This is a genomic window from Burkholderia sp. BCC0044 (assembly GCF_902832955.1).
In the GTDB taxonomy this organism is placed as follows: Bacteria; Pseudomonadota; Gammaproteobacteria; order Burkholderiales; family Burkholderiaceae; genus Burkholderia.
In genome coordinates, this window is sequence record NZ_CADFDO010000004.1 from 479,248 (window position 1) to 501,403 (window position 22,156).

The window sequence follows — 22,156 nt, forward strand, 5'->3', positions numbered from 1 at the left end:
GTCAGACTGCACGAAGCCGTTCGTACTGAAGCCGGTCGCCGCGTGAATGCGGACAGACCGGCTTCGACATATTGCGCGTTACGCGCTGACCGCTTCCCGCTCGGCCGCGCGCTTGACCTGCTCGATATCGCGAAACTGCGCGGCCGGATGTTCGTCGGGCAACCGCGCCGAGCCGCCGAAGAGTTTTTCGCGCAGCGTGCCCGGCGCATACGCGGTCGGATACACGCCACGGCGCTGCAACTCCGGCACGAGATAGCGCACGATGTCCTCGAAGGTTTCGTGCGCGATCGCATACGCGAGATTGAAGCCGTCCACGTCGGTCGCGGCCACCCATTCCTGCAGGATGTCCGCGACGGTCGCCGCCGACCCGACGAACACCGGGCCCATCCCGCCGATCCCGCCCCAGGCCGCCAGCGCCTCGATCGTCCACGCGGTGTCGCCGCCCGACAGGTGCTCGACCGCCGACACGATCGCGTTCGTTTCGACGCGCCGGACGGGATCGGTCGGCGCGTACTGGCCGAAGTCGATGCCGGTCCAGCCCGACATGAACACCAGCGAGCCGTCGTACGACACGTAACGGCGATATTCGTCGAACTTGGCCTGCGCCTTCTCGTCGGTCTCGTCGACGATCACCGTGACGAGGTTGTAGATCAGCACCTTCGCCGGATCGCGCCCGGCGGTCGCGGCTTGCGCGCGCACGTCGGCCACGTAGCGTGCGAGCTGATCGCGGGTCGGCGCGGCGACGAACACGCATTCGGCGTGCTGCGCGGCGAACGCCTTGCCGGGGCCCGACGCGCCGGCCTGGAACAGCACCGGCGTGCGCTGCGGCGACGGCTCGCACAGGTGATAGCCGGGCACGTCGAAGAAGCGGCCCTTGTGGCCGATCTCGTGCACTTTCTCCGGATGCGTGAACACGCGGCCGTCGCGATCGCGCACCACCGCGCCATCCTCCCAGCTACCCTCGAACAGCTTGTACAGCACCTCGACGTACTCGGCCGCGACCGCATAGCGGTCGTCGTGCGTGCGCAGCCCGTGATCGCCGACGTTCTTCGCGCCGCTCTCCAGGTACGACGTGACGATGTTCCACGCGAGCCGGCCCTTCGTGTGATGGTCGGCGGTCGACAGCCGGCGCGCGAACGTGTACGGGTGCTCGAACGTCGTCGACGCGGTGATGCCGATGCCGAGATGCTCGGTCGCCATCGCGATCGGCGCGGCCAGTTGCAGCGGATCGTTGACCGGGATCTGCGCGGCCTGGTGCAGCGCGTGATAGTTGCTGCCCTTGTACACGTCGTAATAGCCGATCACGTCCGCGATGAAGATCGCATCGAAGATCCCGCGTTCGAGCACGCGCGCGAGGTCGGTCCAGTAGTCGAGATCCTTGTACTGCCACGAGCGGTCGCGCGGATGCGCCCACAGGCCCGGCGACTGGTGGCCCACGCAGTTCATCTCGAACGCGTTGAAGCGGATGGTCTTGCTCATTGCGCGGCCCCCGCTTCGGCACCGGCGCCCGCGCCGTTGCCCACGCGCCAGACGAACGGCGGCGTGCGGCCGTTGATGATCCAGTCGCCGACGATGCGCGCCTTGTACACGAGCGGATTATGCGACGACACCGTGCGCGCGTTGCGCCAGTGGCGATCGAGCGCGGTCGTGCTGCGCGTCGCGGATGCGCCGAGCGCGTCGAACAGGCGCGTCGCCGCGCGCAGCACGAGTTCGGACACGACGAGCTGGCTCTGCGCGGATTCGATTTCGGCCGCGACGTTCGCGGCCTGCTCGGCCGCATCGTCGCCGCCGAAGCGCGCTTCGTAGGCCTGCTGAAGCGGCTGCGCGGCGCGCAGCGCGAGCGCGTCGGCCGCGTACGCCCATGACGCGATCTCGCCGATCACCTGCTGCAACTGCGCATCGTCGCCGGCGCGCTGCGCATTGCCGTGGCTGTACACGCGCGTGCGGTTGCGCACGAGTTCGCCCGCGTCGCGCACGATCGCGTGGCCGATGCCGGCCAGCGTCGCGACGTGGAACAACTGGTAGAACGCGGTCTGGTACTTGAAGCGGCGCGCGAAATCGATCACGTTGTCCGTGTCGACCGTCGCATTCTCGAAACGCGTCGTGCCGCTGCCGGTGGTGGTCTGGCCGAAGCCGTCCCAGTCGTCGTCGCGGATCACGCCGGGCTGCGCGGTCGCGACGGCGACGATCACGTCGCTGCCGTCGTGCGCGCGCTGCGCGAACACGTCGATCCAGTCGGCGAACAGGCTGCCGGTGCTGTAGAACTTCCGGCCGTTCAGCACGAGCCGGCCGTTCTGCTCCGATACCTTCGTGACGGTCTGGCCCAGCGGCACGTCGCCGGCTTCCGACCACGCATTGCCGACGAGCTGGCCGCTCGCGAAGCGGTCGAACCAGGTCGTGCGCTGCGGCCCTTCGGGTGCATTGAGCCAATCCTCGACGAACGCGAAATGCCCGCGCAACGCCTGCGGCAAATTGGAATCGGCGGCGGCGAGTTCGGTCAGCAGCCGGAACAACTGAGGCAGCGACGCGCCTGCGCCGCCGGCGCTGGCCGGCAGCCGGATCGCGCCGAAGCCTGCCGACTTCAGCCAGCCGATCGCCTCGTGCGGCAGTTCGCGGTTGCGTTCGCGCTCGGCGGTGCCGGCGGCGATACGCTCGAAGATCGGCCGGAACCGGCTCGCGAGCGCATCGTAATCGGTACCGGTGGAAAGGTCGGGAGCTGCGTGCGACGAAGTCATGCGGATTTCCTCGAAGGGCGTGGCCGTGTGCGCCGGGAGCCCAGTATAGGAAGCGCGACGCGAGCGTTCCAATAACGGATTCTCGGATCGTTATCGTCGCTGCGTATTACCGCAAATGTGACCGTAGCCGCGCGGGGACGCATCGACGTTTCTGCGTCCGTTGCGACGTCAAAACACCGATTCGCGTGCGTCAGGCGCGACCTCGTTTGTTCTCCCAAGGAATATCGTTTCGAGAATCGCTCGGTTTTCCGGCCCGCGCGGCGCTGCTAGATTGACTGCTTTCGCCATTCGACAGGAGAACCCGATGTCAGACACGAGCGCGACGATTCAGGAGCGGCCGGCCGACGTACAACCGCAGCTGGCCCGCGTGATTGCGGACGATGCGGAGGCGATCGCGGTCGCGCATGCGCTGGCGCAACGCCTCGCGGAAGGCGCCGCCGAGCGCGATCGCGAGCGCCGGCTGCCGCGCGAGGAAATCGAATGGTTTTCGCAGTCGGGGCTGTGGGCGATCACGGTGCCGAAGGCATACGGCGGCGCAGGCGTGTCGCACGTGACGCTCACCGAGGTGATCAAGATCGTCGCCGCGGCCGATGCGTCGCTCGGGCAGCTTCCGCAGAATCATTTCGGGCTGATCGACGTGATCACGCTCGTCGGCACCGACGCGCAGAAGCGTCATTTCTTCGCCGAAGTGCTGAGCGGCAAGCGGTTCGGCAACGGATTCTCGGAGAAGGGCACGAAGCACGTGCTCGACCTGAAGACGCGCGTGCGCCGCGACGGCGACGACTATGTGGTCGACGGCACGAAGTTCTATTCGACCGGCGCGCTGTTCGCGCATTACGTGCCGGTGCTCGGGCTCGACGACGCGCAGCAGGCCTGGCTCGCGTACATACCGCAGCCGACGCCGGGGCTGACCGTGATCGACGACTGGTCGGGATTCGGCCAGCGTACGACCGCGAGCGGCACGGTCGTGCTCGACGCGGTGCGCATTCCCGCGTCGCACGTGCTGCCCGCGCAGCGCGTGTCGGACGTGCCGACGCTCAACGGCCCGCTGTCGCAGATCATCCAGGCGGCGATCGACGCGGGCATCGCGAAGGCGGCCATCGACGATACGCTCGCGTTCGTGCGCACCCGCTCACGGCCTTGGGTCGACAGCGGCGTCGAGCGGGCGGTGGATGATCCGCTGACGATTCGCGAAATCGGCCGTCTGCACATCCAGCTGCATGCGGCCGACGCGTTGCTCGAACGCGCGGCGCGCACGCTCGACGAGATCGCGGCAAAGCGCGACGTGACCGAGGACGACGTCGCACGGGCGTCCGTCGCGGTCGGCGAAGCGAAGGTGTTGACGACCGAGGTTGCGCTGCTCGCGGGCGAGAAGCTGTTCGAGCTGGCCGGCACGCAATCGACGCTCGCCGAGCACAATCTCGACCGGCATTGGCGCAATGCGCGCACGCATACGCTGCACGATCCGGTGCGCTGGAAATATCACCTCGTCGGCAACTACTACCTGAACGGCGTACGCCCGGCGCGCCATGCGTGGAATTGAACCGTCAGTGGCAAACGGCCCGTCCGATCGCCGCCTATCTCCTTAGCGGCGCTAGCGGTCGGACGCCAACAGCGCGCGGGTCAACAACCGCGCGATCCCGTCGAGCGTGAAACCCAGCGCGCCGATCACGACGATCACCGCGGTCAATTCGGAATACGCGAGCCGGTCGCGCGTATCGAGGATCAGGTAGCCGAGGCCCGCGTTGACGCCGAGCATCTCGGCCGGCACCAGCACGATCCACAGGATGCCGATCGCGAGCCGGATGCCGTTGAGCAGCGGCCCCGCGATCGCGGGCAGCACGATATGCACGAGCAGCTCGCGGCGGGTGGCCGCGAGGCTCGCGCCGAGCTGCAGCCAGCGCCGGTCGATCTGCGTGACGCCGGCCGCCGTGCTCATCAGCACCGGCCACAACGCGGCGAACCCGAGCAGGAAGTAGATCGCGCGATCGCCGATGCCGAACGACATGACCGCGAGCGGCATCCACGACAACGGCGACACCATGCGCAGGAACTGGAACGTCGGCGACAGCATCCGCTCGACCCATTGCACGCGGCCGATCAACAGCCCGAGCGGAACGCCGGCCAGCAGCGCCGCACCGAGCCCGACGCCGATGCGTCGCAGGCTGACGAGCGCGTGTTCGACAAGATGATCGTCCGCGCATAGCGACCGCAGGCTGGCGAACGCGCTGTCCGGCGCGAACTGCCGGCCGAGCGAGCCGGGCTCGGTCAACGCGTGGATCGCGGCCCACCAGACGGCGACCGTCGCCACGAGCCCGGCCACGCCGAGCCATCCCGCGGCAACGCGTGCCGGGAAGCGGGCGCCGCCGCCCCGGCGCGTGTCGGGGGCGGACGAGCGGCGGGTGGCGAGCGCATCAGACAACGATGATCTCCTCGCGCTGGAACGCGCCCGACTGACCGAACGCACTCAGCCCGCCGACCGCGTCGATGCTCTTGCGCACGAACCGGTCGTCGACGAGATCGCGGGCCGCGAACGCCGGGTCGAGCGACGCGAGGAACGCGCTGTCGCCGTCGACCACCGTGCGTTTCAGCCGCTGAACCAGCGCCTCGGTATAGCTCGGGAACGGATACGGCTGGAAGTCGATCCGCTTCGCGTGCCAGTCGGCATGACGGATCGCGCCGCTCGCGCGATAGGTGTCGGCCAGCGATGGCGACGGCACCAGCACGCGGTCGAGCGACGCGAGCGTATGCGGCGAATAGCGATTCGTGCCGTCCTTCGACAGCAACTGCGCGGTGTCCTGCGGATGCGCGCGCGCCCACAGCTGCGCCTTCACGATCGCGTTGACGACCTTTTGCGACCACGCGGGGCGCTGCGTCAGGTCGTTCTCGTGCATGAACACGACGCAGCACGCATGGTTCTTCCACACGTCGCCGGTGAAGCGCAGGATCTTGCCGATCTTCATCAATTCCGCCGTCGCGTTGAACGGCTCCGCGACGATGTATCCGGCGATCTGGCGCGCGGCGAGCGCGGGCAGCATGTCCGACGGCGCCATCACGACCAGGTTGACCTCGTTCGCCGCGGGCGTGCCGCGCCGCTTGAGCACGGGCACGAGCCCCTGCTGGCGCAGCATGTCCTGCAGCACGACGTTGTGAATCGAATACCAGAACGGAATCGCGACGGTCTTGCCGCCGAGATCGCGCAGCGAATCGATGTCGGGCGCAACCGTCAGCCCCGAACCGTTCACGTGGTTCCACGCGACCACCTTCGCCGGCGCGCGGCTGCCGTAGCGCGCCCATAGCGTCATCGGCGACAGCAGGTGCACGACGTTGACCTGGCCGGACAGGAACGCTTCGACGAGCTGCGCCCAACTGCGCAGCAGCTTCGGTTGCTCGACGTTCAGCCCTTCGGACGCGAAATAGCCGTTGTTGTGCGCGACCAGCAACGGCGCGGCGTCGGTGATCGGCAGATAGCCGATGCGAACCGGCGCATCCGGTTCGGCCGCGGCGTGCGCGTTCGCCATCGAGAGCAACGGGGCGGCGCCCGTCGCGGTGAACAGGGCCGCAAGCTTCAGCCATTCGCGGCGCGACATCGGAATCTGGCACATGGATAGGGAGGTCAGTTCAAGGGATGGAGGTCGGACGCATGCGGGCGCTTCATGCCGGCCTGCAACGCCTTCAGGATGTCGATGCGCATCGTGCCGAGTTCGCTGACGAATGCGTCGCGCGGGTGCGGGTAATCGACGTGCCACGCGTCGATGAAGCGGCCCTGCGTGCCGAGCAGCACGATGCGATCGGCGACGAGCAGCGCCTCGTCGATATCGTGGGTCACGAGCACCGTCGCGCATCGCGTCGTCGATACGATGTTCACCAGCAACTGCTGCATCGCGGCGCGCGTGACTTCGTCGAGCGCCGAGAACGGTTCGTCGAGCAGCAGCGCGTGCGGCTGACGCGCCAATGCGCGCGCCAGCGCCGCGCGCTGCGCCATCCCGCCGGAAAGCTGGGCCGGGCGCAGCGACGCGGCGGCTTCGAGCCCGACCGCATGCAGTGCCGAGCGGACGCGTTCGCGTTGCTGATCGCGCGTGAGGCGCTCCTGATGTTCGAAGGCGAGCCCGAACGCGACGTTCCGTTCGGTCGACAGCCACGGCAGCAGGCACGGGTCCTGAAACGCGATCGCGATCCTCGGGTGCGGGCCTTGCAGCGTCGTACCGTCGATCGATACGGTGCCGGATTGCGGCCGCTCCAGGCCGGCCAATGCGCGCAGCAGACTCGACTTGCCGGTTCCGCTCGGGCCGATCAGCGCGACGATTTCGCCGCGATCGACCGACAGCGAGACATCGGCAAGCACGGTAACGCGCCGCTCGCCGTCGTAGCCGAGCGTCAGATGGCGCGCGTTCAGCAGCGGCGGCGTCATGCGGCGATGCTCCGCGCCTGCGCGGCGAGTTGCGCCTTCAACTGCACGACGCTCGGCGTGACGATCGGAATGAACGCCGCTTCGCGCCAGCGTCGCTCGAAGCCGAGCCCCGCATCGCGCAGATAGCCGCGGCCGCCGCTTGCTTCGAGTTCGAGGTTCACGGCCGTGGCCACGTGCGTCGCGAGCGCGATGCGCAGCTCGAACAGGCGGTTGGGATGCAGGCGCAGGCTGCCGTCGGCGAGGCCGGACGACAAGTGCGCGCAGGCAGCGGCCAGTTCGGCCGCGCAGGTTTCGACTTCGGGGCCGAGAATGCCGCGCGTCGTTTCCGCCGCGCGCCGCGCTTCGGCCAGCGCGCGCCGCGCGAGCCCGATCGACAGCCCGCACTGCAAGCCGAGGAACGCCGGTCGCACCGCGGGCAGGAAGGTTTGTGCATCCGGATGGATCAGCCACGCGGCGTCGCTCGGTACGCGGTCGAGATGCAGTGCGGCGGTGTTGCTGCCGCGTAGCGCGATCAGGTCGAGATCCGTGCTGCGTGTCAGGCCCGGCGCATCATCCGGGATCGCGACGATCGCGGACGGCCGACCATCGTCGAACGCGACCGCAGCGGCCACGACGAACCGTTCAGCGCGCAGGTTCGTCACCCACGCCATCCTGCCGGTCATCCGCCAGTCGTCGGCGCGTTCCGCGTGCGGTGTCGCGTCGATCTGAAGCGACTCGATGCCGGACAGGTATTTCATCGCGTTCGACAGGCCGCTCGCGCCGGCGGAACGGCCATCGAGCAGCGCGGGCAGCCAGCGTTCGCGCAGCGCGTTATTCGGGCTTTGCAGCAGGTATTCGATGAAGCTGCGCTGGCCCCACAGCACGAAGGCCGCGGTCAGCGAATGCTCGGCCACCGCGGCGATGCCGGCAATGGCGTCCGCAATGGTGCCGCCCGCGCCGCCGAGGCTTGCCGGCACGCCGGTGCGGAACAGTCCGGCGGCCGCGAGGCGCGGCACGATGTCCGCTTTCAGCGCGGCGCTCGTGTCGAGCTGCGTGGCGTTCGCGTCGAGCCAGTCGGCGAGCGACGCATCGAGTGCGGGCGCCGTCAGGCGGCCTGTGTCCGGGGTTCCCATCGGTATGCCGCCAGTTCGGTGTTGAGTTCGTTGCGCGACAGGTTGTTCGCGAAGTTGCACAGCGTCGCGAGGCTCACGCCCAGCACCACTTCGAGCGCGTTCGCTTCGGTGAAGCCGGCGGCCAGGAATGCGTCGAGCGCGTCGTCGGTCACGGCGCCGCGCGTCGCGATCACGGCGCGCGTGAAGGCGGCGACGGCTTCCAGCCGCGGCTCGGCGACCGGTTCGCCGTCGCGCAACGCGTCGACGTCGGCGCGATCGACATGGGCTTTCTTCAGCGCGGCGGCGGTGTGTCCGGCCACGCAGAATGCACAGCCGTGGACGGCGGCCGCGGTGATCTGCACGGCTTCGCGCTCGGCAAACGTGAGGCCCGCGCGGCTGTTGATCTCCGCGACGGTCAGATAGGTTTCGAGGGCGGCCGGCGCATTCGCGAGCGAGCGGACGAGGTTCGGCAGGAAGCCGTTCGCGCGCTGCGATTTTTCCAGGAACGGCTGGCTGGCCGCGGGGGCGGTTTCGACGGTGGGCAAGGGCAGACGGCTCACAGGATTCTCCGGAAGGGCAGTGCGATCATTGTCGACGCGGCGCTGCCGCTGGACAATGCGCGAACATCCGCGATTCCTGTGCGTTCGTCCCGCGCCGCGACGGCGCTGCGGCCGGCTAGTGCAGGCGCGCCGCCGATTGCGACGCGTCGTCGCGCTCGCGCCGCCATGCGCCGGGTTGCATGCCCATCGTGCGCTTGAACGCATGCGCAAACGCCGACTCCGACTGATAGCCGACGAGTTCGCCCGCCCGCGAAATCGGCAGACCTTGCTGCAACAGGTCCGCCGCGAGCCGCATCCGCACCATCGTGACGAACTGCATCGGCGGATGGCCCGATGCTTCGCTGAAGTGTTTGCAGAACGCGGTGCGCGACATGTTCGCGAACGCGGCCATCGAGTCGGTGGTCCATGCGTCGGCGGGCGCGTCGATGATCGCGGCAACCAGCGTGCCGAACCCGGTCCGCTGCATCAGCGATGCGAGCCCGCTCGCAACGGTATCGTGCCCCGCGGCGTCCCGCACCGCATAGAACAGCAGCAGTTCGACCAGCTTGTCGATCAGCGGGGACGGCGCGTCGACGCCATGACGGCCTTCGGCGCGAATCAGGTCGAACAGCCCGTGGATGCCGCGATAGGCGTCGTCTCCGCGCCGCACGATCAGGTATTCGGGAAAGAGCGACACGATCGCGCGCGATACGGTGGAGTGGAATTCGATGAAACCGCACGCCAGGCCGACGCTGCCGTCGACCGACGGGTCGAGCGGTTGCATCGACCCGCGCCGCTCGAGCGGGTGGCTGCCCGCGACCGCGCAGGCCTGCGGATTGACCGGGCTCGGCGACAATCCGTGCGGCACGTCGCGCAGCAGAAAGACGGCCTCACCTTCGGCGACCGGGATGCTGTCGCGCCCGTCCGCGAAGTGAAGCCACGCCGATCCATGCAGGATGATGTGGAAGCTCGCTTTCGCCCGGCCGGCGGTGGACGCCTGCCAGTCGCCGCAATACTGGCCGACATGAAAAAGCTGGCTTTTCGGCTCCAGGCTGGACAGCAGCCAATGGACGACCTTGTCTGTTTGCGCGGACATTCCGATGCTGGAGGATGGGTGACGCGCCCATGCTACGGGCTGCGCCGCGCCGCTCAAACCAACGAATCGTAGAAAGCATTTTCTCGTGGCGACGAAGGAGAGGCCTGCGATCGGCGGCGCATGACGGCGCTTGACGCAGGTCAATCGCATTCACGCTGCCGGCAATACAGTGGACTCCGGCGCTCGCACGACGCGGCGCCCGATGGCGCGCGGACGCCGCCGCGTGATGAGGCACGAGCAATGAAACATCTGACGTGGGCGATCGGCACCGCGCTCGCGCTGGGCGCATGCGCCGGTACGGGGCAGGAGGCGGCGTTCCGATCGACCGAAACGCAATTGCAGGCGGCACGGGAGGCCGCGGCGCTGCACTGTTCGACGGCGCCCGAATGCGACCGTGCATGGCAGCTCGCGCGGCGCTACGTCGACGCGCGTTCGTCGACCCGTGTCACGCGATTCAGTGCGGACCGGATCGAAACCGCGCAATCGCATTTCGCCGGAGAAGTCTATCTGTGGGCGTCGCGCACGGCATCGGGCGACGGCGGCGCGGTGATCCGGCTCAAGGCGATGTGCAAGGGCATGTACGGCACCGATGGCGGCCCCGGCTGGCAATACGAAGCATGCGCGTCGAAGATCCTTGAAGTCGAGCGCGGCTTCGCGACGTACGAGCGCCCGACGGACACGCCGACGCCGCCGGTCGACCCGCGATAATCCGGCGCCTGTCGCGTCGGCTCGCACCGCTTCAAACCGTTGACCTCGGTCAACGCGGGTTTCCGGCAAGCGCTGATGATGAAACAACGCCGAACGCCACCGGCGCGGCGCGTCATCCAGCGAGGTCGGTATGTACACGAACATCATGGTCGCCGTCGACGGCAGTCCTTCGTCGAATCGGGCGCTCGAGGAAGGTCTGAAGGTTGCCCGGTCCTGCGGCGCGCGGCTGTTCGCCGTTTTCGTCGTCGACCACTCCCTTCTGATCACGTACGCCGGACGAATGAACCCGGATGCCCTGCTCGACGAGGTCCGGCGCGATGGCGCGGCGGTGCTGCGAAATGCGCAACGGGCCATCTCGCATGCGGCTGTCAACGGCGACACGGAAATCGTCGAGACCGAACCGGGCCAGGATATCGCCGAGCGGCTGCAACGCTATGTCGTCGACCGCTCGATCGATCTCGCCGTGGTCGGCACGCACGGGCGGCGCGGCGTGCGGCGGCTGTTCCTCGGCAGCGTGGCCGAACGTTTTCTGCGCGGATCGCGTTGCCCGGTCCTGCTCGTACGCGGCAACGATGCCGCGCCGGCTGCCGTGGCGGCAGCCTAGGGTCGCCGCATCCGATACCGGGTCGGCGCGCCCGGCTCGAGCCTGCCGTCGGCCGGCCCGCAACCTGCCCAGGGGATCGCCATGCAGATATCTTTTCCTTCCGAACATCCGACGTATTGCGGCCTGGACCTGACGCTGGCTTTTCCGGCGCTGGTCGAAGGCCGCCGCGTGCGCTGCGCGATCACCGCGGAAGCGCTGGAAGATCACTTCCGAGCGGCATCGCCGCGCGAACAGGATCTCGTCGACGCCTTCGCGCGCCATCGTCCCGCGATCGAACGCGCGGCGCGCTGCCTGCTCGAGGAAATGGACGGCAGGCCGATCCGGCTTCACAGCGGATTCTTCCGGTTCTACACCTGATCGCCCTGCGTCATTGACGCGTATCAAGCCCGTGACGGCGTGGGCGGATACGCTGGTTTCAGCAGGATCCTTCGTCCGTTGCGCGGCACGCGATGCCGCGCAAGTCCGATCCGCATCACGGCACCGCGCTGGCGGGACGAAAGCGCCGCTGCATGTCAACCGTACGAGGAGTGCGAACCATGACCCACCTCACGCGTTACGATCCGTTTTCGATCGAACCCGTCTCCGACCTGTTTCAAGGGCTGTTCAGGCCGCTGCGCGGCATGGCGACGACGGACGAACCCGATCTGGCGTCGATGAAAATCGACGTGACGGAAAGCGACGACGCCTACAAGGTCAATGCGGAGCTGCCGGGCGTCGCGAAGGAGGACATCGATGTCCAGGTGACGGGCCGGACCGTCACGATCAACGCCAAGGTCGAGCGCAGCAACGAGCGGAAGGATGGCGAACGCGTGATCCGGCGCGAGCGCTACAGCGGCGCGATCGGCCGGTCGTTCTCGTTGTCTGGCGAGATCGACGACGCGAACGCGACGGCGACGTATCAGGACGGCGTGCTGTCGCTGACGCTGCCGAAGAAGGCGCCGGTCGGGCAGAAGAAGCTGACGATCAGTTGATCGGGAAGCAGACACCGGGTGAGGCGGGGCACGCGTCGCTCGAAGGGACGACGACGGCGCACGGAGCCATTCGCGCGCCGTTTCTTTCGACCGGCCGCGTGCCAGGACGGCCGGGCCGTATCGGCTTGACCGTCGTCAAGCGGCACACGAACGAGCCGTGAAGCGTGGCACGGAGCTTCCGTTGACCTGCATCAGCAACACCGGGCCGCGCGTGTGCAAATCTGGCCGTGTACGGCGGACAAGCGCGCCGCGGCTCTCGGGAGTACAGACGATGAAAACCGACAAGCAGTTGAAACAGGACGTTCAGGACGAGCTGGAATCCGACCCGGCAATCGACGCGACCCGAATCGGTGTCGAGGTGTCCGACCGGATCGTGACGCTTTCGGGTCATCCGCCGAGCTATGCGGAGAAACTCGCGATCGAGCGCGCGGCGAACCGCGTGGCCGGCGTCAAGGCGCTCGTCGTCGACATGACCGTGCATCTGCCGAACGACGACGTCCGCACCGACGAGGACATCGCGAATGCGGTGCGCTCGGTGCTGCACTGGACGGTCGGTCTGCATGACGACGCGGTCAAGGTGCAGGTCGAACACGGCTGGATCACGCTGTCCGGCAGGGTCGAATGGGCCTACCAGAGCCATCTGGCCGTGCGGGCGATCTCGCAGATGCGCAGCGTGACCGGCGTGACCGACCACATCGTCGTGCAGGGGGCGGTCGGTTCGGCCGACATCGGCGGCAACATCAAGCGCGCGATCATGCGCCACGCGGAGCGCGAGGCGAAACATATCGCGATCGAGGTGCGCGACGGCACCGTCCGGTTGTCCGGCAAGGTCGGCTCGTTCTCCGAACGCAAGGCCGTGCGCGGCGCCGCGTGGTCGGCGCGTGGCGTACGCGCCGTCGTCGACGACCTGGTCGTCGAGTAAGGCCTGCGGACTCAAGTCGGATGCAACGTCCGCGCGGACGCGGGAGGGAAGCAGGATGACACTGTCAGGCGAGGTACACGACGCCGACTGGTCGGTGGCGATCGAGACGAGCCCCGCCGAAACGGGCGGCTATCGTTGCAGGATCCACGTGATGCTCATGTCGCCGGACGGCACGTGCGAGCGCGTGTTCGCCGACAGCCGGCTCCATGACACCGAGCGCGAAGCCGCGATCGACGGGTTGCGCGTCGGGATGACCTGGGTCGAGATGAAGAAGTCGAACACCTTTACGGTTTGAGCGGACGACGGCCGCCGATCCGGCAAGCGCAGGTTCACCGGCATGCGGTCAGCGCGCGGCGCGGCGCCGACCGCGCCCGGCTTCATGCCGCCTTGAGCGCCGAAAGCTGCAGCGCCTGCGCGAAACGGGCCAGCGTGGCGATCGATCCCGTCACGCTTTCGTACCGTTCCCGGCCGATCTGGCCGTCGAGGATCACGAGCATGCCGGCGTCGCGGGCGAGGGCGACCAATGCCAGCGTGTCGAGCGCAGCTGCATCGGGCTGACCGGACGGATTGCGCGAATCGGCAAGCTGGGTGGCGTGTGACATGGCGTCTCTCCTGATGGCTCGCGATCGGTGTGCCGGGAGCCGTGATCCGTGATTTCAGTATCGTCGGCGCGCATGCGCGATTCAATCGGCGTGTCCCGAAGTTGTAGTAGGAATCGAGCGGAGGCCGTCGGCGGATTCCTACACGGCGGACGGCTTGCGCGAAGCAGAGCGGAGCGCTTTGTGCCATCGACCGTGATTGACGATTGTTCGCCCGTGCCCGTCACCGGCGGGCAGTCGCGCGCGAGACGCGGGAAACCGATCGCCCGGCGTTTCGCCGCCGAGCGAATGAACGGTCGAAGGTGCGCGCGGCCGCACAACGTCGAGCGAGAGGTCGATGGCAAGCAGAAAAAGCTGACACGATCAGCGCACGAACGAACATCATCAGGAGAATCGACGAACCGGGACAATTTTGCTCGGTGCGAGCGTGCTGACGGGGCGGTTCAGCGTATCGCAAGACGCACGACGAAAAGCCACGAACAATCCAGCGACATTCAAGTTGCTACATCGTGACGTCGCGCCGGAGCACGCCCAACCGTCCGTGATTCTTCGCTACCGGATGGTCGGGCGCTAGCCGCTCATCGCGGCTGTCACGCTCCGGGCTTCAAAGTCCCAGCTCGCTCAGTCCCGGGTGATCGTCCGGCCGACGGCCCAAGGGCCAGTGATACTTGCGCTCGGATTCCTTGATCGGCATGTCGTTGATGCACGCATAGCGGTGTTGCATCAGGCCATCCTCGCCGAACTCCCAGTTCTCGTTGCCATAGGAGCGGAACCAGTTGCCGGAGTCGTCGTGCCATTCGTAGGCGTAGCGCACGGCAATGCGATTGCCGCCGAACGCCCACAGTTCCTTGATCAGGCGATACTCGTGCTCCTTCTTCCATTTGCGTTCGAGGAACGCCTGCGCTTCCGCGCGGTTGTTCGCGAACTCGGCGCGGTTGCGCCATTTCGTGTCGAGCGAATAGGCGAGCGCGACCTTGGCGGCATCGCGCGAATTCCAGCCGTCTTCGGCCAGACGGACCTTTTCCTTGGCCGATTCCAGCGTGAACGGCGGAAGCGGCGGGCGAATTTCCTGCTGTTGAGTCGACATGACAGCTCTCCTTTTTCAGATTGGCGATTGCACTTCGTGCGGCGCGGATCGCCCGACCCGCGACGCGATGAATTCAGAACGGCTTGGTCGGCAGCGATTTCATCGAAACCCGGGAGACCCTTCGACGATCTTTTTCACGATCGGCCTCCTTGCGTGCGTTGATTCGATGCATGAAGGATGGACGCGAATTTCCATAGCGTCCAAGACTGGTTTGAGATAAAGTCGATAAGGAAAACCAATAGTCAAGGGGGATTCCCGTGCTGCTACGTCATATCCGTTACTTTCTTGCAGTGGCGGAACAGAAGAATTTCACGCGCGCCGCCGAGGCGCTTCATGTATCGCAGCCGACCTTGTCGCAGCAGATTCGGCAGCTCGAGGACACCTTGGGAACACAGCTGTTCGACCGTTCAGGCCGAACCGTTCAACTGACCGACGCGGGAGAAGCGTGGATGCGTTACGCCAAGCTCGCGCTACAGGACCTCGACGCAGGGGTAAGGGCGATAAACGACGTGGCGGAGCTGAGCCGGGGCCACCTGCGTTTCGCAGTCACGCCGACCTATACGGCATCCCTGGTCGGGCCGATCGTCGATGGCTTCCACCAGTTGCATCCCGGCATCAGGATCGATATTCGCGAACTCACACAGGATCAGATGGAGGCGCAGCTTGCGGACGACAAGCTCGATATCGGTGTCGCATTCCATCCGGCCTTGTCGGCCGACATAGAAAGCCAACCCCTTTTCGAGGAAACGCTGAGCCTCGTGGTGGGCCGCAGCCACCCGCGTGCGTCGCGCCGCAGGGCACTCGCTGCGCGTGACTTCGGCAAGGAGCCGTTGGTCTTGCTGAACGACACGTTCGCGACGCGCCGGTTCATCGATGAGCATTTTGCGCGCCACGCTATTCGACCGCTTGTCGCAATCGAAGTGGATACGATCGGTGCAATCGTGGAGATCGCGCGTCGCGGGCAGCTGGCGACGGTTCTTCCTGATCACATCGCACGCGTGCAAGAGGGCCTGCATCCCGTGGCGCTCGATCCCGCTCTGCCCACGCGCACGGCTGCCGTTTTGGAGCGCAAGGGTGCGTATCGCACCGCGGCAAGCAGGGCATTCTTGAAACTGCTGACCGAGCGGTTCGGAACGTCGACGTGACCTCCATCGACATCGCGAGTCACCCTTCGTCAGGCGGCATACGACCCGCTTCGACGCAGCCGCTTGGTCGGGCGTCACGAGCCGTGGAAAACCGTATCGTTCAGGCGTTGCAGCGTACCGTCCTGCCCGGCCTGGATCAGCTCGTTGATCACGTCGCGGCGGGTCAGTGCGCGCCGGGCTTCCGGCGCCGCATCCCGCTGAATCAACGGCGCAGCGGAGTGATAACCCGGTGAAGCCGCTTCTGCGGAAGAGGCAGCAAACGCGGTCGTGGTGGCAGCAGCCAGCGTGAGTGCCGACAGGACGTAAGAAATGTGACGGATACGCTTGGTCATGATGTTTCTGTTTCCTTGTTTAGATAGACTATTTGCACTACCAATGAAATTAAAAAAACGCCCAACGATCCGTGATTCTTCGCTACCGGATGGTTGGGCGCTAACCGCTCATCGCGGCTGTCACGCTCCGGGCTTCAAAGTCCCAGCTCGCTCAGTCCCGGGTGATCGTCCGGCCGACGGCCCAAGGGCCAGTGATACTTGCGCTCGGATTCCTTGATCGGCATGTCGTTGATGCACGCATAGCGGTGTTGCATCAGGCCATCCTCGCCGAACTCCCAGTTCTCGTTGCCATAGGAGCGGAACCAGTTGCCGGAGTCGTCGTGCCATTCGTAGGCGTAGCGCACGGCAATGCGATTGCCGCCGAACGCCCACAGTTCCTTGATCAGGCGATACTCGTGCTCCTTCTTCCATTTGCGTTCGAGGAACGCCTGCGCTTCCGCGCGGTTGTTCGCGAACTCGGCGCGATTGCGCCATTTCGTATCGAGCGAATAGGCGAGCGCGACCTTGGCGGCATCGCGCGAATTCCAGCCGTCTTCCGCGAGACGGACTTTCTCGATGGCCGACTCCAGCGTGAACGGCGGGAGCGGCGGGCGAATTGCTGCGGGTGAAGTCATTTTGGATCTCCTTGTGGGGGACAGCGCGTTGTGGGTGCTCGACGTGGCGCGCGGCTCGGTCATCGTGCAACCCGAGAGGGCCAGGCCGCCCGACGCAAGCGCGGCGCCGGTGCTCAGCAAGAACTTTCGTCTTTGCATCATGGGTTCAGAACGGCTTGGTCGGCAGGTACTTGCCGTCGAGCGTGATGACGGCGCGCTCGCCGCCTTCCGGGTCCGGCACCTTCTGGATATCGAGTTTGAAATTGATCGCACTGATGATGCCGTCGCCGAATTTCTCGTGAACCAGCGCCTTCAACGTCGTGCCGTACACCTGCACCATTTCGTAGAAGCGGTAGATCGTGGGATCGGTCGGCACGCCGCCCGGAATGCTGCCCCGCACGGGAATGGTTTGCAGCAGGCGCACGGCGTCGGCGTCGAGCCCGAGGCGTTCGGCGACCAGCTTCGCCGCGTTCTCCGGCAGCGCATGCTGACCGAGCAGCGCGGCTGTCGTGTACGCGATGCTCAAGCCCGTGCCTTCGTTGATGGCTTCGAACGTGAGGTTCTTGCGCACCTTCGCGTCGATGATCGTTTCCGTCAATGCTTCGCGTGCGTTCGGTGTGACTTGCGATTGGGTCATGATGTTGCTCCTTGAGTAAATCGACGTAGTGAGATCGGCAGTCGGGGTGACGAGCCGGGAATCAGAGCGCAGCCACGCACTCGGCGGGTGTCGCGGTGACATCGGGATGCGCGGCGAGCGGCACGAACCGGCGAGTCGCGGCATCGAGCGCGTCGATCGAGCCGGATTCGATGTCGTAGACCCAACCGTGCAGATTGAGGTGGCCTTGCGCGAGTCCCAGTGCAACGGAGGGATGGGTCTTCAGGTTGTCGAGCTGCGCGATGACGTTCTCGCGCACCATCGAGTCGACGCGCTCGCGCTCGCTCGCATGGTTACGCGCCTCGTTGACGAGCTTCGCCGAGTCGGCGTAGCGCAGCCAGTTAGCGACGGCGGGCAGATGGTCGAGGCACTTGCACGTCGCGACGGCCGTCATCGCGCCGCAGTCCGAGTGGCCGCAAATCACCACATCCGTCACGCCGAGCGCGGCCACGGCATATTCGACGGTAGCCGACACGCCGCCCGGCTCGGGGCCGAACGAAGGCACGATGTTGCCGGCATTGCGGATCACGAACAGATCGCCCGGTTCGCGCTGCGTGACCAGTTCGGGAACCATGCGGCTATCGGAACAGGAAATGAACAGGGTGCGCGGCGTCTGGCTGGTGGCCAGCTTGCGGAACAACTCCCTGCGCGCGGGCATGACGTCCCGTTGAAACTTCAGAAAACCGTCGATGATCTCTTGCATGGTCAGCTCCATTCGGTCTGGCGTTCGTTGCCGCGTCGGTCAGTGCGATGCGTTGAATGGAGAATGGACCTGTTCCGTCATAGTGTCCAAGACGGGTTTATGATTCTCGCCATAGGCAATACCAATTGTTATCGGCGGCGAGGAGGGAGCTGAGCGGCTGGACCGTTCGGGGCGGAACGTGCAATTCACGGATGCCGGCGCGGCGTGGATGCGCGATGCGAAGCGCGCGCTACAGGATCCGGATGCCGGCGTGCCGGCGATATGCCGGTGTCGCGTTCGAGCCCGTCCACACCGCGGAAATCGAAAGCGAACCGTCGTTTCGCGAGACGCCGAGCCTTTTCGTCGGCGGCGACCAGGCGCGCGCGACATGCCGCAGGCGGCTGTCTGCGCAGGACTGCGAAAACGGTGACAAATTTAATTTGATCTGCGCCGGGCGGGTCGTTTTGCACCGCACCGCGCATACCACGATCCGATCGCGTGCCAGATCTCGGCGGCCGATTCGCAGTAGGTGAACAGTTCGAGGTCGCGGCGGTCGATCATCCCTTCGTCCGCGAGAAACGCCAGATCGACGGCGCGCCGCCAGTACGCTTCGCCGACCAGGACAACCGGCAGCGGCGCGATCTTGCGCGTCTGCAGCAGCGTCAGGACCTCGAACAGCTCGTCGAACGTGCCGTATCCGCCGGGGAAAAACACGGCTGCCTTGGCGCGCTCGAGCAGGTGAAGCTTGCGAATCGCGAAGTAGTGGAACCGGAAGCACAGATCCGGCGTGATGTACGGATTCGGCGCCTGTTCGCGCGGCAGCTCGATATTGAAGCCGATGCTCGGCGCGCCGCGCTCGTAGGCGCCGCGATTGGCGGCCTCCATGATGCCGGGGCCGCCGCCCGTGACGATCGCGAGGCGCGTCGTACGCGTGCGCCGGTCGGCATGGCCGACGATACGGCCGAATTCGCGTGCGACGCGGTAGTACGCGCTGTGCTCGACGAGACGGCGGGCGACCGCGACGGCACGACGCCGGCCCGGGTCACGCGGGCGCAGTGCGAGCAGGCGATTCGCTTCGTCGAGCCGTGCGTTCGCGGCGGCGGGCGCGACGATGCGCGTGCTGCCGTAGATCACGACGGCATGGCCGATGCGCTCATGTTGCAGACGCGCCTCGGCTTTCCAGTAGTCGAGTTGCAGCCGGATACCGCGCATGGTCGCGCGTTGCAGCAACGTCGTGTCCGCGTCGCCGGGCGTGCAGTTCGGATCGCCGGCGAGATGTCGCCTTCGACGAGACGGCCGCCGGATGTCGTCGAGGCCGGCGATCGCCTCGGGCCGGGCGCGTACCCGCTTGCCGTGCGCGCCGCCGCGCGCAATGCCGGCAGGAACGCGTTTGATTATCGTGGACATGAGCGGGAAGGCAGTGGCCCGGTCACTGACTCAACACCCATTGGACGAGCTGATGCGCGTCGTCGGCGGACAGCGGCCCGCCGCGATCGACGGCGGACGGCATCGGCGTGTCGCCCCAATGCGTGGGGCCGCCGACGCGCAACTTGCGCTCCAGTTCGGCGGCCGCGTGCGGATCGCCGCGGTAGCGCGCGGCGATGTCGTGGAACGACGGCCCGAGGAACGTCATGTCGGGCGTGTGGCAGAACATGCAGTGCTGCGCGTTGACGAGTTCGGTCGGCTCGGGCACGGTCGTTTGCGCGACCGCCGTGCCGGCCATGGCAGCGATCAGAAAGAATGCGGAGCAGCGCGTGATGTTCATGTTTTTTCCTCGTCCGGATCGGATGGCGCGCAGCGTGTCGGCGGTTGCGCTCAGGAGATCACTTCGCCGAGCGGGCGACGGGGCGAATGCGGCGTGTGCGGGCCGCGGCCAACCCGCAGCAGCAACTGCGGCTCGCCGCGAAGCCCGAGCATCCGGCCCAGGTCGGCACGCAGCGCGGCCGTCTCGATCGGCTGGTTCAGGTACGACGCCGTATAGCCCGCGCGCGCCGCGACGAGCAGGATCCGCTCCAGCGCCTGGCCCGCGGCCAGCCACGCTTCGCGATCGTCGCGCACGGTCGACAGGCACACGATCAAAGGCGACGCGCCGACGAGCTGGTGATGGAGCGCGGCCAGCCCGTTGCCGAGATCGAACGTCCGCACTGCCATCGTCACGACAGGCGCCGCGAAGTCCAGCAGCGTCGGCACGCCGGCCGCGAATGCCGGCATGCCGTCGACGCGCCGGCGCGGATCGATCCAGCTCGCCAGTTCGCGCCGGAAGCGCGGATCCGCGAACTGCTGCTGGTCGGCCTGCGCAACTAGTTCGGCGACCCGTGCGCGATGCGCGATCGAGTCGATGCACGCGACCTCGGCGCCTTCCGCGGCGCCGGCCGCGATCAGCTCGCGCTGAAGCTCGTCGGGCACCGCGGTCGAGTCGAACGGCGCGCGCGTCGTGACGCGCGCCTGGATCGCGTCGAACAACCCGCCGAGAGACGGATCGGAATAGCCGTCGTCGCAGACCCGGACCAGCGCGAGGAGATCGGGATCGACCTCGGACGGAAACGTGCTGATCGTGTGGGCGAGGCCGGCGTGATCGAGCGCGACGCGCAGATTGAGCAATGCCGCGCCGCAACTGATGATCAGTTCGCGGTCGAACGGATCGACCACGGGTAATGCGCGGACCCGGTCCGCACAGACGGCGATCGTGGCGCCGTTGACGATGAACCGCCACGGCTGGGAATTGTGACTGGACGGGGCCAGCATCGCGTACGCCAACAGCGACTTCAATTGATCGTCGACATGGGCGCTTGCGGCAAGCGGGGGAACGGATATCATTCGATCATCTCCTGGCACGCCGCGCGGGCGGCGTCATGCCACTTCATCGTGTCAGCAACCGTCCGGCGGCCGTTGACCCACGTCAAGCGCCCGTCACCGGGCCATGCACGCGCGGTGCGCCGGGATTAGTCTTGGACAGCGAAGCACGAAGACGATCGAGCGGGAGGCGAGCATGCTTGCGATGATGTTTGACGGCACGGCGCCGCATTTGCGCGAGGCGCGCGTGCCGGATCCGCTGCCGGCGCCGGGCCAGCTGTTGATCGACGTGCATGCATGCGGTGTCTGTCGAACCGATCTGCACGTCGTCGACGGCGAGCTCGCGCACCCGAAGCTGCCGCTGGTGCCGGGGCACGAAATCGTGGGAACGGTGCGCATGCTCGGCGAGGGCGTGACCGGTTTCTCAGTGGGCGACCGGATCGGTGTTCCGTGGCTCGGCTCGACCTGCGGGCATTGCGCGTATTGCGCATCCGGCCGCGAAAACCTGTGCGACAGCCCCGGATTTACCGGCTATACGATCGACGGCGGCTATGCCGAGCGCGCGGTCGCCGACCATCGGTATTGCGTGCACCTGCCGCAGCGCTATTCCGATCTGGAAGCTGCGCCGCTGCTATGCGCGGGCCTGATCGGCTATCGGACCTTGCGGATGGCGGGCGATGCGCGTCGCATCGGCATCTACGGCTTCGGCGCGGCCGCTCATCTCGTCGCGCAGGTCGCGCGTTTCGAGGGACGGAAGGTGTTCGCGCTGACGAAGCCCGGCGATACCGCGGCACAGCAGCTCGCGCTGTCGCTCGGCGCGGCGTGGGCCGGCGGCAGCGACGAGACACCGCCTGAAACGCTCGACGCCGCGCTCATTTTTGCGCCGGCGGGCGCGCTGGTGCCGGCCGCGCTGCGCGCCGTCGGCAAAGGCGGGATCGTCGTATGCGGCGGCATTCACATGAGCGATATCCCGAGCTTTCCGTATGCATGGCTGTGGGGCGAGCGCCGGATCGCGTCGGTCGCCAACCTGACGCGCGCGGATGCGGCCGAATTCATGCGGATCGCCGCCGCGACGCCGCTGCGCGTCGCAGCCGTGCGCTACGCGCTGACCGATGCGAATCGCGCACTGGACGATCTGCGCAGCGGGCGCGTGTCCGGCGCCGCCGTGCTCGGCATGCGCGACTGATCCCGCC

The 22,156-nt window shown here is 66.9% G+C and carries 26 protein-coding genes and 1 pseudogene; 10 read left to right on the top strand and 17 right to left on the bottom strand.

Going from position 1 to position 22,156, the window contains the following annotated elements:
* Window positions 1-78: 78 nt before the first annotated feature.
* Complete coding sequence (locus HWX14_RS24830; protein ID WP_175885004.1) at window positions 79-1,479, bottom strand: LLM class flavin-dependent oxidoreductase; 1,401 nt, start codon at window positions 1,477-1,479, stop codon at window positions 79-81.
* The gene (locus tag HWX14_RS24835) at window positions 1,476-2,735 is read right to left on the bottom strand and encodes an acyl-CoA dehydrogenase family protein (protein WP_175885005.1); all 1,260 of its coding nucleotides are present in this window, start codon (window positions 2,733-2,735) and stop codon (window positions 1,476-1,478) included. The genes HWX14_RS24830 and HWX14_RS24835 overlap by 4 nt, the downstream gene beginning before the upstream one ends.
* A gap of 304 nt (window positions 2,736-3,039) precedes the next feature.
* Here HWX14_RS24835 and HWX14_RS24840 point away from each other — a divergent pair, with 304 nt between their 5' ends.
* Window positions 3,040-4,278, top strand: a complete 1,239-nt coding sequence (locus tag HWX14_RS24840) for an SfnB family sulfur acquisition oxidoreductase (protein ID WP_175885006.1) — start codon at window positions 3,040-3,042, stop codon at window positions 4,276-4,278.
* A gap of 51 nt (window positions 4,279-4,329) precedes the next feature.
* Here the strand turns inward: HWX14_RS24840 and HWX14_RS24845 are convergent, their stop codons facing one another.
* The 6 genes from HWX14_RS24845 to HWX14_RS24870 all read right to left on the bottom strand — a co-directional run bounded on the left by HWX14_RS24845 (window position 4,330) and on the right by HWX14_RS24870 (window position 9,872).
* Window positions 4,330-5,157 (bottom strand): ABC transporter permease, encoded by an 828-nt coding sequence (locus tag HWX14_RS24845; protein ID WP_175885007.1) that lies wholly within the window; start codon window positions 5,155-5,157, stop codon window positions 4,330-4,332.
* Window positions 5,150-6,340 (bottom strand): ABC transporter substrate-binding protein, encoded by a 1,191-nt coding sequence (locus tag HWX14_RS24850; protein WP_175885008.1) that lies wholly within the window; start codon window positions 6,338-6,340, stop codon window positions 5,150-5,152. Before HWX14_RS24850 ends, HWX14_RS24845 begins: the two co-directional genes overlap by 8 nt.
* Window positions 6,341-6,351: 11 nt before the next feature.
* Window positions 6,352-7,146, bottom strand: a complete 795-nt coding sequence (locus HWX14_RS24855; RefSeq protein WP_175885009.1) for an ATP-binding cassette domain-containing protein — start codon at window positions 7,144-7,146, stop codon at window positions 6,352-6,354.
* A complete protein-coding gene (locus tag HWX14_RS24860) occupies window positions 7,143-8,258 on the bottom strand; it encodes an acyl-CoA dehydrogenase family protein (RefSeq protein ID WP_175885010.1) in 1,116 nt (371 codons plus the stop codon). The genes HWX14_RS24855 and HWX14_RS24860 overlap by 4 nt, the downstream gene beginning before the upstream one ends.
* The gene (locus HWX14_RS24865) at window positions 8,231-8,797 is read right to left on the bottom strand and encodes a carboxymuconolactone decarboxylase family protein (protein WP_175885011.1); all 567 of its coding nucleotides are present in this window, start codon (window positions 8,795-8,797) and stop codon (window positions 8,231-8,233) included. The genes HWX14_RS24860 and HWX14_RS24865 overlap by 28 nt, the downstream gene beginning before the upstream one ends.
* A 115-nt stretch (window positions 8,798-8,912) precedes the next feature.
* Window positions 8,913-9,872: an AraC family transcriptional regulator gene (locus tag HWX14_RS24870; RefSeq protein WP_175885012.1), complete on the bottom strand. Its 960-nt coding sequence runs from the start codon at window positions 9,870-9,872 to the stop codon at window positions 8,913-8,915.
* A gap of 240 nt (window positions 9,873-10,112) precedes the next feature.
* Between HWX14_RS24870 and HWX14_RS24875 the strand changes: the two genes are divergently transcribed.
* The 6 genes from HWX14_RS24875 (at window position 10,113) to HWX14_RS24900 (ending at window position 13,372) form a co-directional block, all read left to right on the top strand.
* Window positions 10,113-10,580 (top strand): hypothetical protein, encoded by a 468-nt coding sequence (locus tag HWX14_RS24875; RefSeq protein ID WP_175885013.1) that lies wholly within the window; start codon window positions 10,113-10,115, stop codon window positions 10,578-10,580.
* A 130-nt stretch (window positions 10,581-10,710) separates the two neighbouring features.
* Window positions 10,711-11,184 (top strand): universal stress protein, encoded by a 474-nt coding sequence (locus HWX14_RS24880; RefSeq protein WP_175885014.1) that lies wholly within the window; start codon window positions 10,711-10,713, stop codon window positions 11,182-11,184.
* 81 nt (window positions 11,185-11,265) lie between these two features.
* Window positions 11,266-11,541, top strand: a complete 276-nt coding sequence (locus tag HWX14_RS24885) for a DUF1488 domain-containing protein (protein WP_175885015.1) — start codon at window positions 11,266-11,268, stop codon at window positions 11,539-11,541.
* Between the two features lie 179 nt (window positions 11,542-11,720).
* Window positions 11,721-12,155, top strand: coding sequence for an Hsp20/alpha crystallin family protein (locus tag HWX14_RS24890; RefSeq protein ID WP_175885016.1), 435 nt, complete (start codon window positions 11,721-11,723; stop codon window positions 12,153-12,155).
* A 271-nt stretch (window positions 12,156-12,426) separates the two neighbouring features.
* Window positions 12,427-13,077 (top strand): BON domain-containing protein, encoded by a 651-nt coding sequence (locus HWX14_RS24895; RefSeq protein WP_027809190.1) that lies wholly within the window; start codon window positions 12,427-12,429, stop codon window positions 13,075-13,077.
* A 55-nt stretch (window positions 13,078-13,132) separates the two neighbouring features.
* Complete coding sequence (locus tag HWX14_RS24900) at window positions 13,133-13,372, top strand: hypothetical protein (protein WP_175885017.1); 240 nt, start codon at window positions 13,133-13,135, stop codon at window positions 13,370-13,372.
* An 82-nt stretch (window positions 13,373-13,454) separates the two neighbouring features.
* On the opposite strand, the gene HWX14_RS24905 is transcribed toward HWX14_RS24900, so the two are convergent.
* Together HWX14_RS24905 and HWX14_RS24910 are read right to left on the bottom strand one after the other, a co-directional pair.
* A complete protein-coding gene (locus HWX14_RS24905; protein ID WP_175885018.1) occupies window positions 13,455-13,679 on the bottom strand; it encodes a hypothetical protein in 225 nt (74 codons plus the stop codon).
* A 601-nt stretch (window positions 13,680-14,280) separates the two neighbouring features.
* Window positions 14,281-14,763, bottom strand: a complete 483-nt coding sequence (locus tag HWX14_RS24910; RefSeq protein WP_175885019.1) for a DUF1348 family protein — start codon at window positions 14,761-14,763, stop codon at window positions 14,281-14,283.
* Between the two features lie 257 nt (window positions 14,764-15,020).
* Here HWX14_RS24910 and cynR point away from each other — a divergent pair, with 257 nt between their 5' ends.
* Window positions 15,021-15,908, top strand: coding sequence for a transcriptional regulator CynR (gene cynR / locus HWX14_RS24915; protein WP_175885020.1), 888 nt, complete (start codon window positions 15,021-15,023; stop codon window positions 15,906-15,908).
* Window positions 15,909-15,982: 74 nt separating this feature from the next.
* Here the strand turns inward: cynR and HWX14_RS24920 are convergent, their stop codons facing one another.
* The 4 genes from HWX14_RS24920 to HWX14_RS24935 all read right to left on the bottom strand — a co-directional run bounded on the left by HWX14_RS24920 (window position 15,983) and on the right by HWX14_RS24935 (window position 18,191).
* On the bottom strand, window positions 15,983-16,240 hold the full coding sequence (locus HWX14_RS24920; protein WP_175885021.1) for a DUF4148 domain-containing protein: 258 nt from the start codon (window positions 16,238-16,240) through the stop codon (window positions 15,983-15,985).
* 134 nt (window positions 16,241-16,374) lie between these two features.
* A complete protein-coding gene (locus tag HWX14_RS24925) occupies window positions 16,375-16,854 on the bottom strand; it encodes a DUF1348 family protein (RefSeq protein WP_175885565.1) in 480 nt (159 codons plus the stop codon).
* A gap of 145 nt (window positions 16,855-16,999) precedes the next feature.
* Window positions 17,000-17,470 (bottom strand): cyanase, encoded by a 471-nt coding sequence (gene cynS, locus HWX14_RS24930; protein ID WP_175885022.1) that lies wholly within the window; start codon window positions 17,468-17,470, stop codon window positions 17,000-17,002.
* Between the two features lie 61 nt (window positions 17,471-17,531).
* The gene (locus HWX14_RS24935; protein ID WP_175885023.1) at window positions 17,532-18,191 is read right to left on the bottom strand and encodes a carbonic anhydrase; all 660 of its coding nucleotides are present in this window, start codon (window positions 18,189-18,191) and stop codon (window positions 17,532-17,534) included.
* A gap of 151 nt (window positions 18,192-18,342) precedes the next feature.
* Here HWX14_RS24935 and HWX14_RS36610 point away from each other — a divergent pair.
* A pseudogene (locus HWX14_RS36610) lies at window positions 18,343-18,586 on the top strand (transcriptional regulator CynR); the annotation flags it as partial.
* A 19-nt stretch (window positions 18,587-18,605) separates the two neighbouring features.
* Here the strand turns inward: HWX14_RS36610 and HWX14_RS24940 are convergent.
* From HWX14_RS24940 to HWX14_RS24950, 3 genes are read right to left on the bottom strand one after another with little or no spacing between them, the layout of a single operon-like run.
* Window positions 18,606-19,577 carry an LOG family protein gene (locus HWX14_RS24940; protein WP_175885024.1) on the bottom strand — a complete coding sequence of 324 codons (972 nt, stop codon included), beginning with the start codon at window positions 19,575-19,577 and terminating at the stop codon, window positions 18,606-18,608.
* Window positions 19,578-19,599: 22 nt separating this feature from the next.
* Complete coding sequence (locus HWX14_RS24945; protein WP_175885025.1) at window positions 19,600-19,935, bottom strand: c-type cytochrome; 336 nt, start codon at window positions 19,933-19,935, stop codon at window positions 19,600-19,602.
* 50 nt (window positions 19,936-19,985) lie between these two features.
* Window positions 19,986-20,987, bottom strand: a complete 1,002-nt coding sequence (locus HWX14_RS24950; protein ID WP_175885026.1) for a nitroreductase family protein — start codon at window positions 20,985-20,987, stop codon at window positions 19,986-19,988.
* 172 nt (window positions 20,988-21,159) lie between these two features.
* Here HWX14_RS24950 and HWX14_RS24955 point away from each other — a divergent pair, with 172 nt between their 5' ends.
* Complete coding sequence (locus HWX14_RS24955) at window positions 21,160-22,149, top strand: zinc-dependent alcohol dehydrogenase family protein (RefSeq protein ID WP_175885027.1); 990 nt, start codon at window positions 21,160-21,162, stop codon at window positions 22,147-22,149.
* Window positions 22,150-22,156 lie beyond the last annotated feature (7 nt).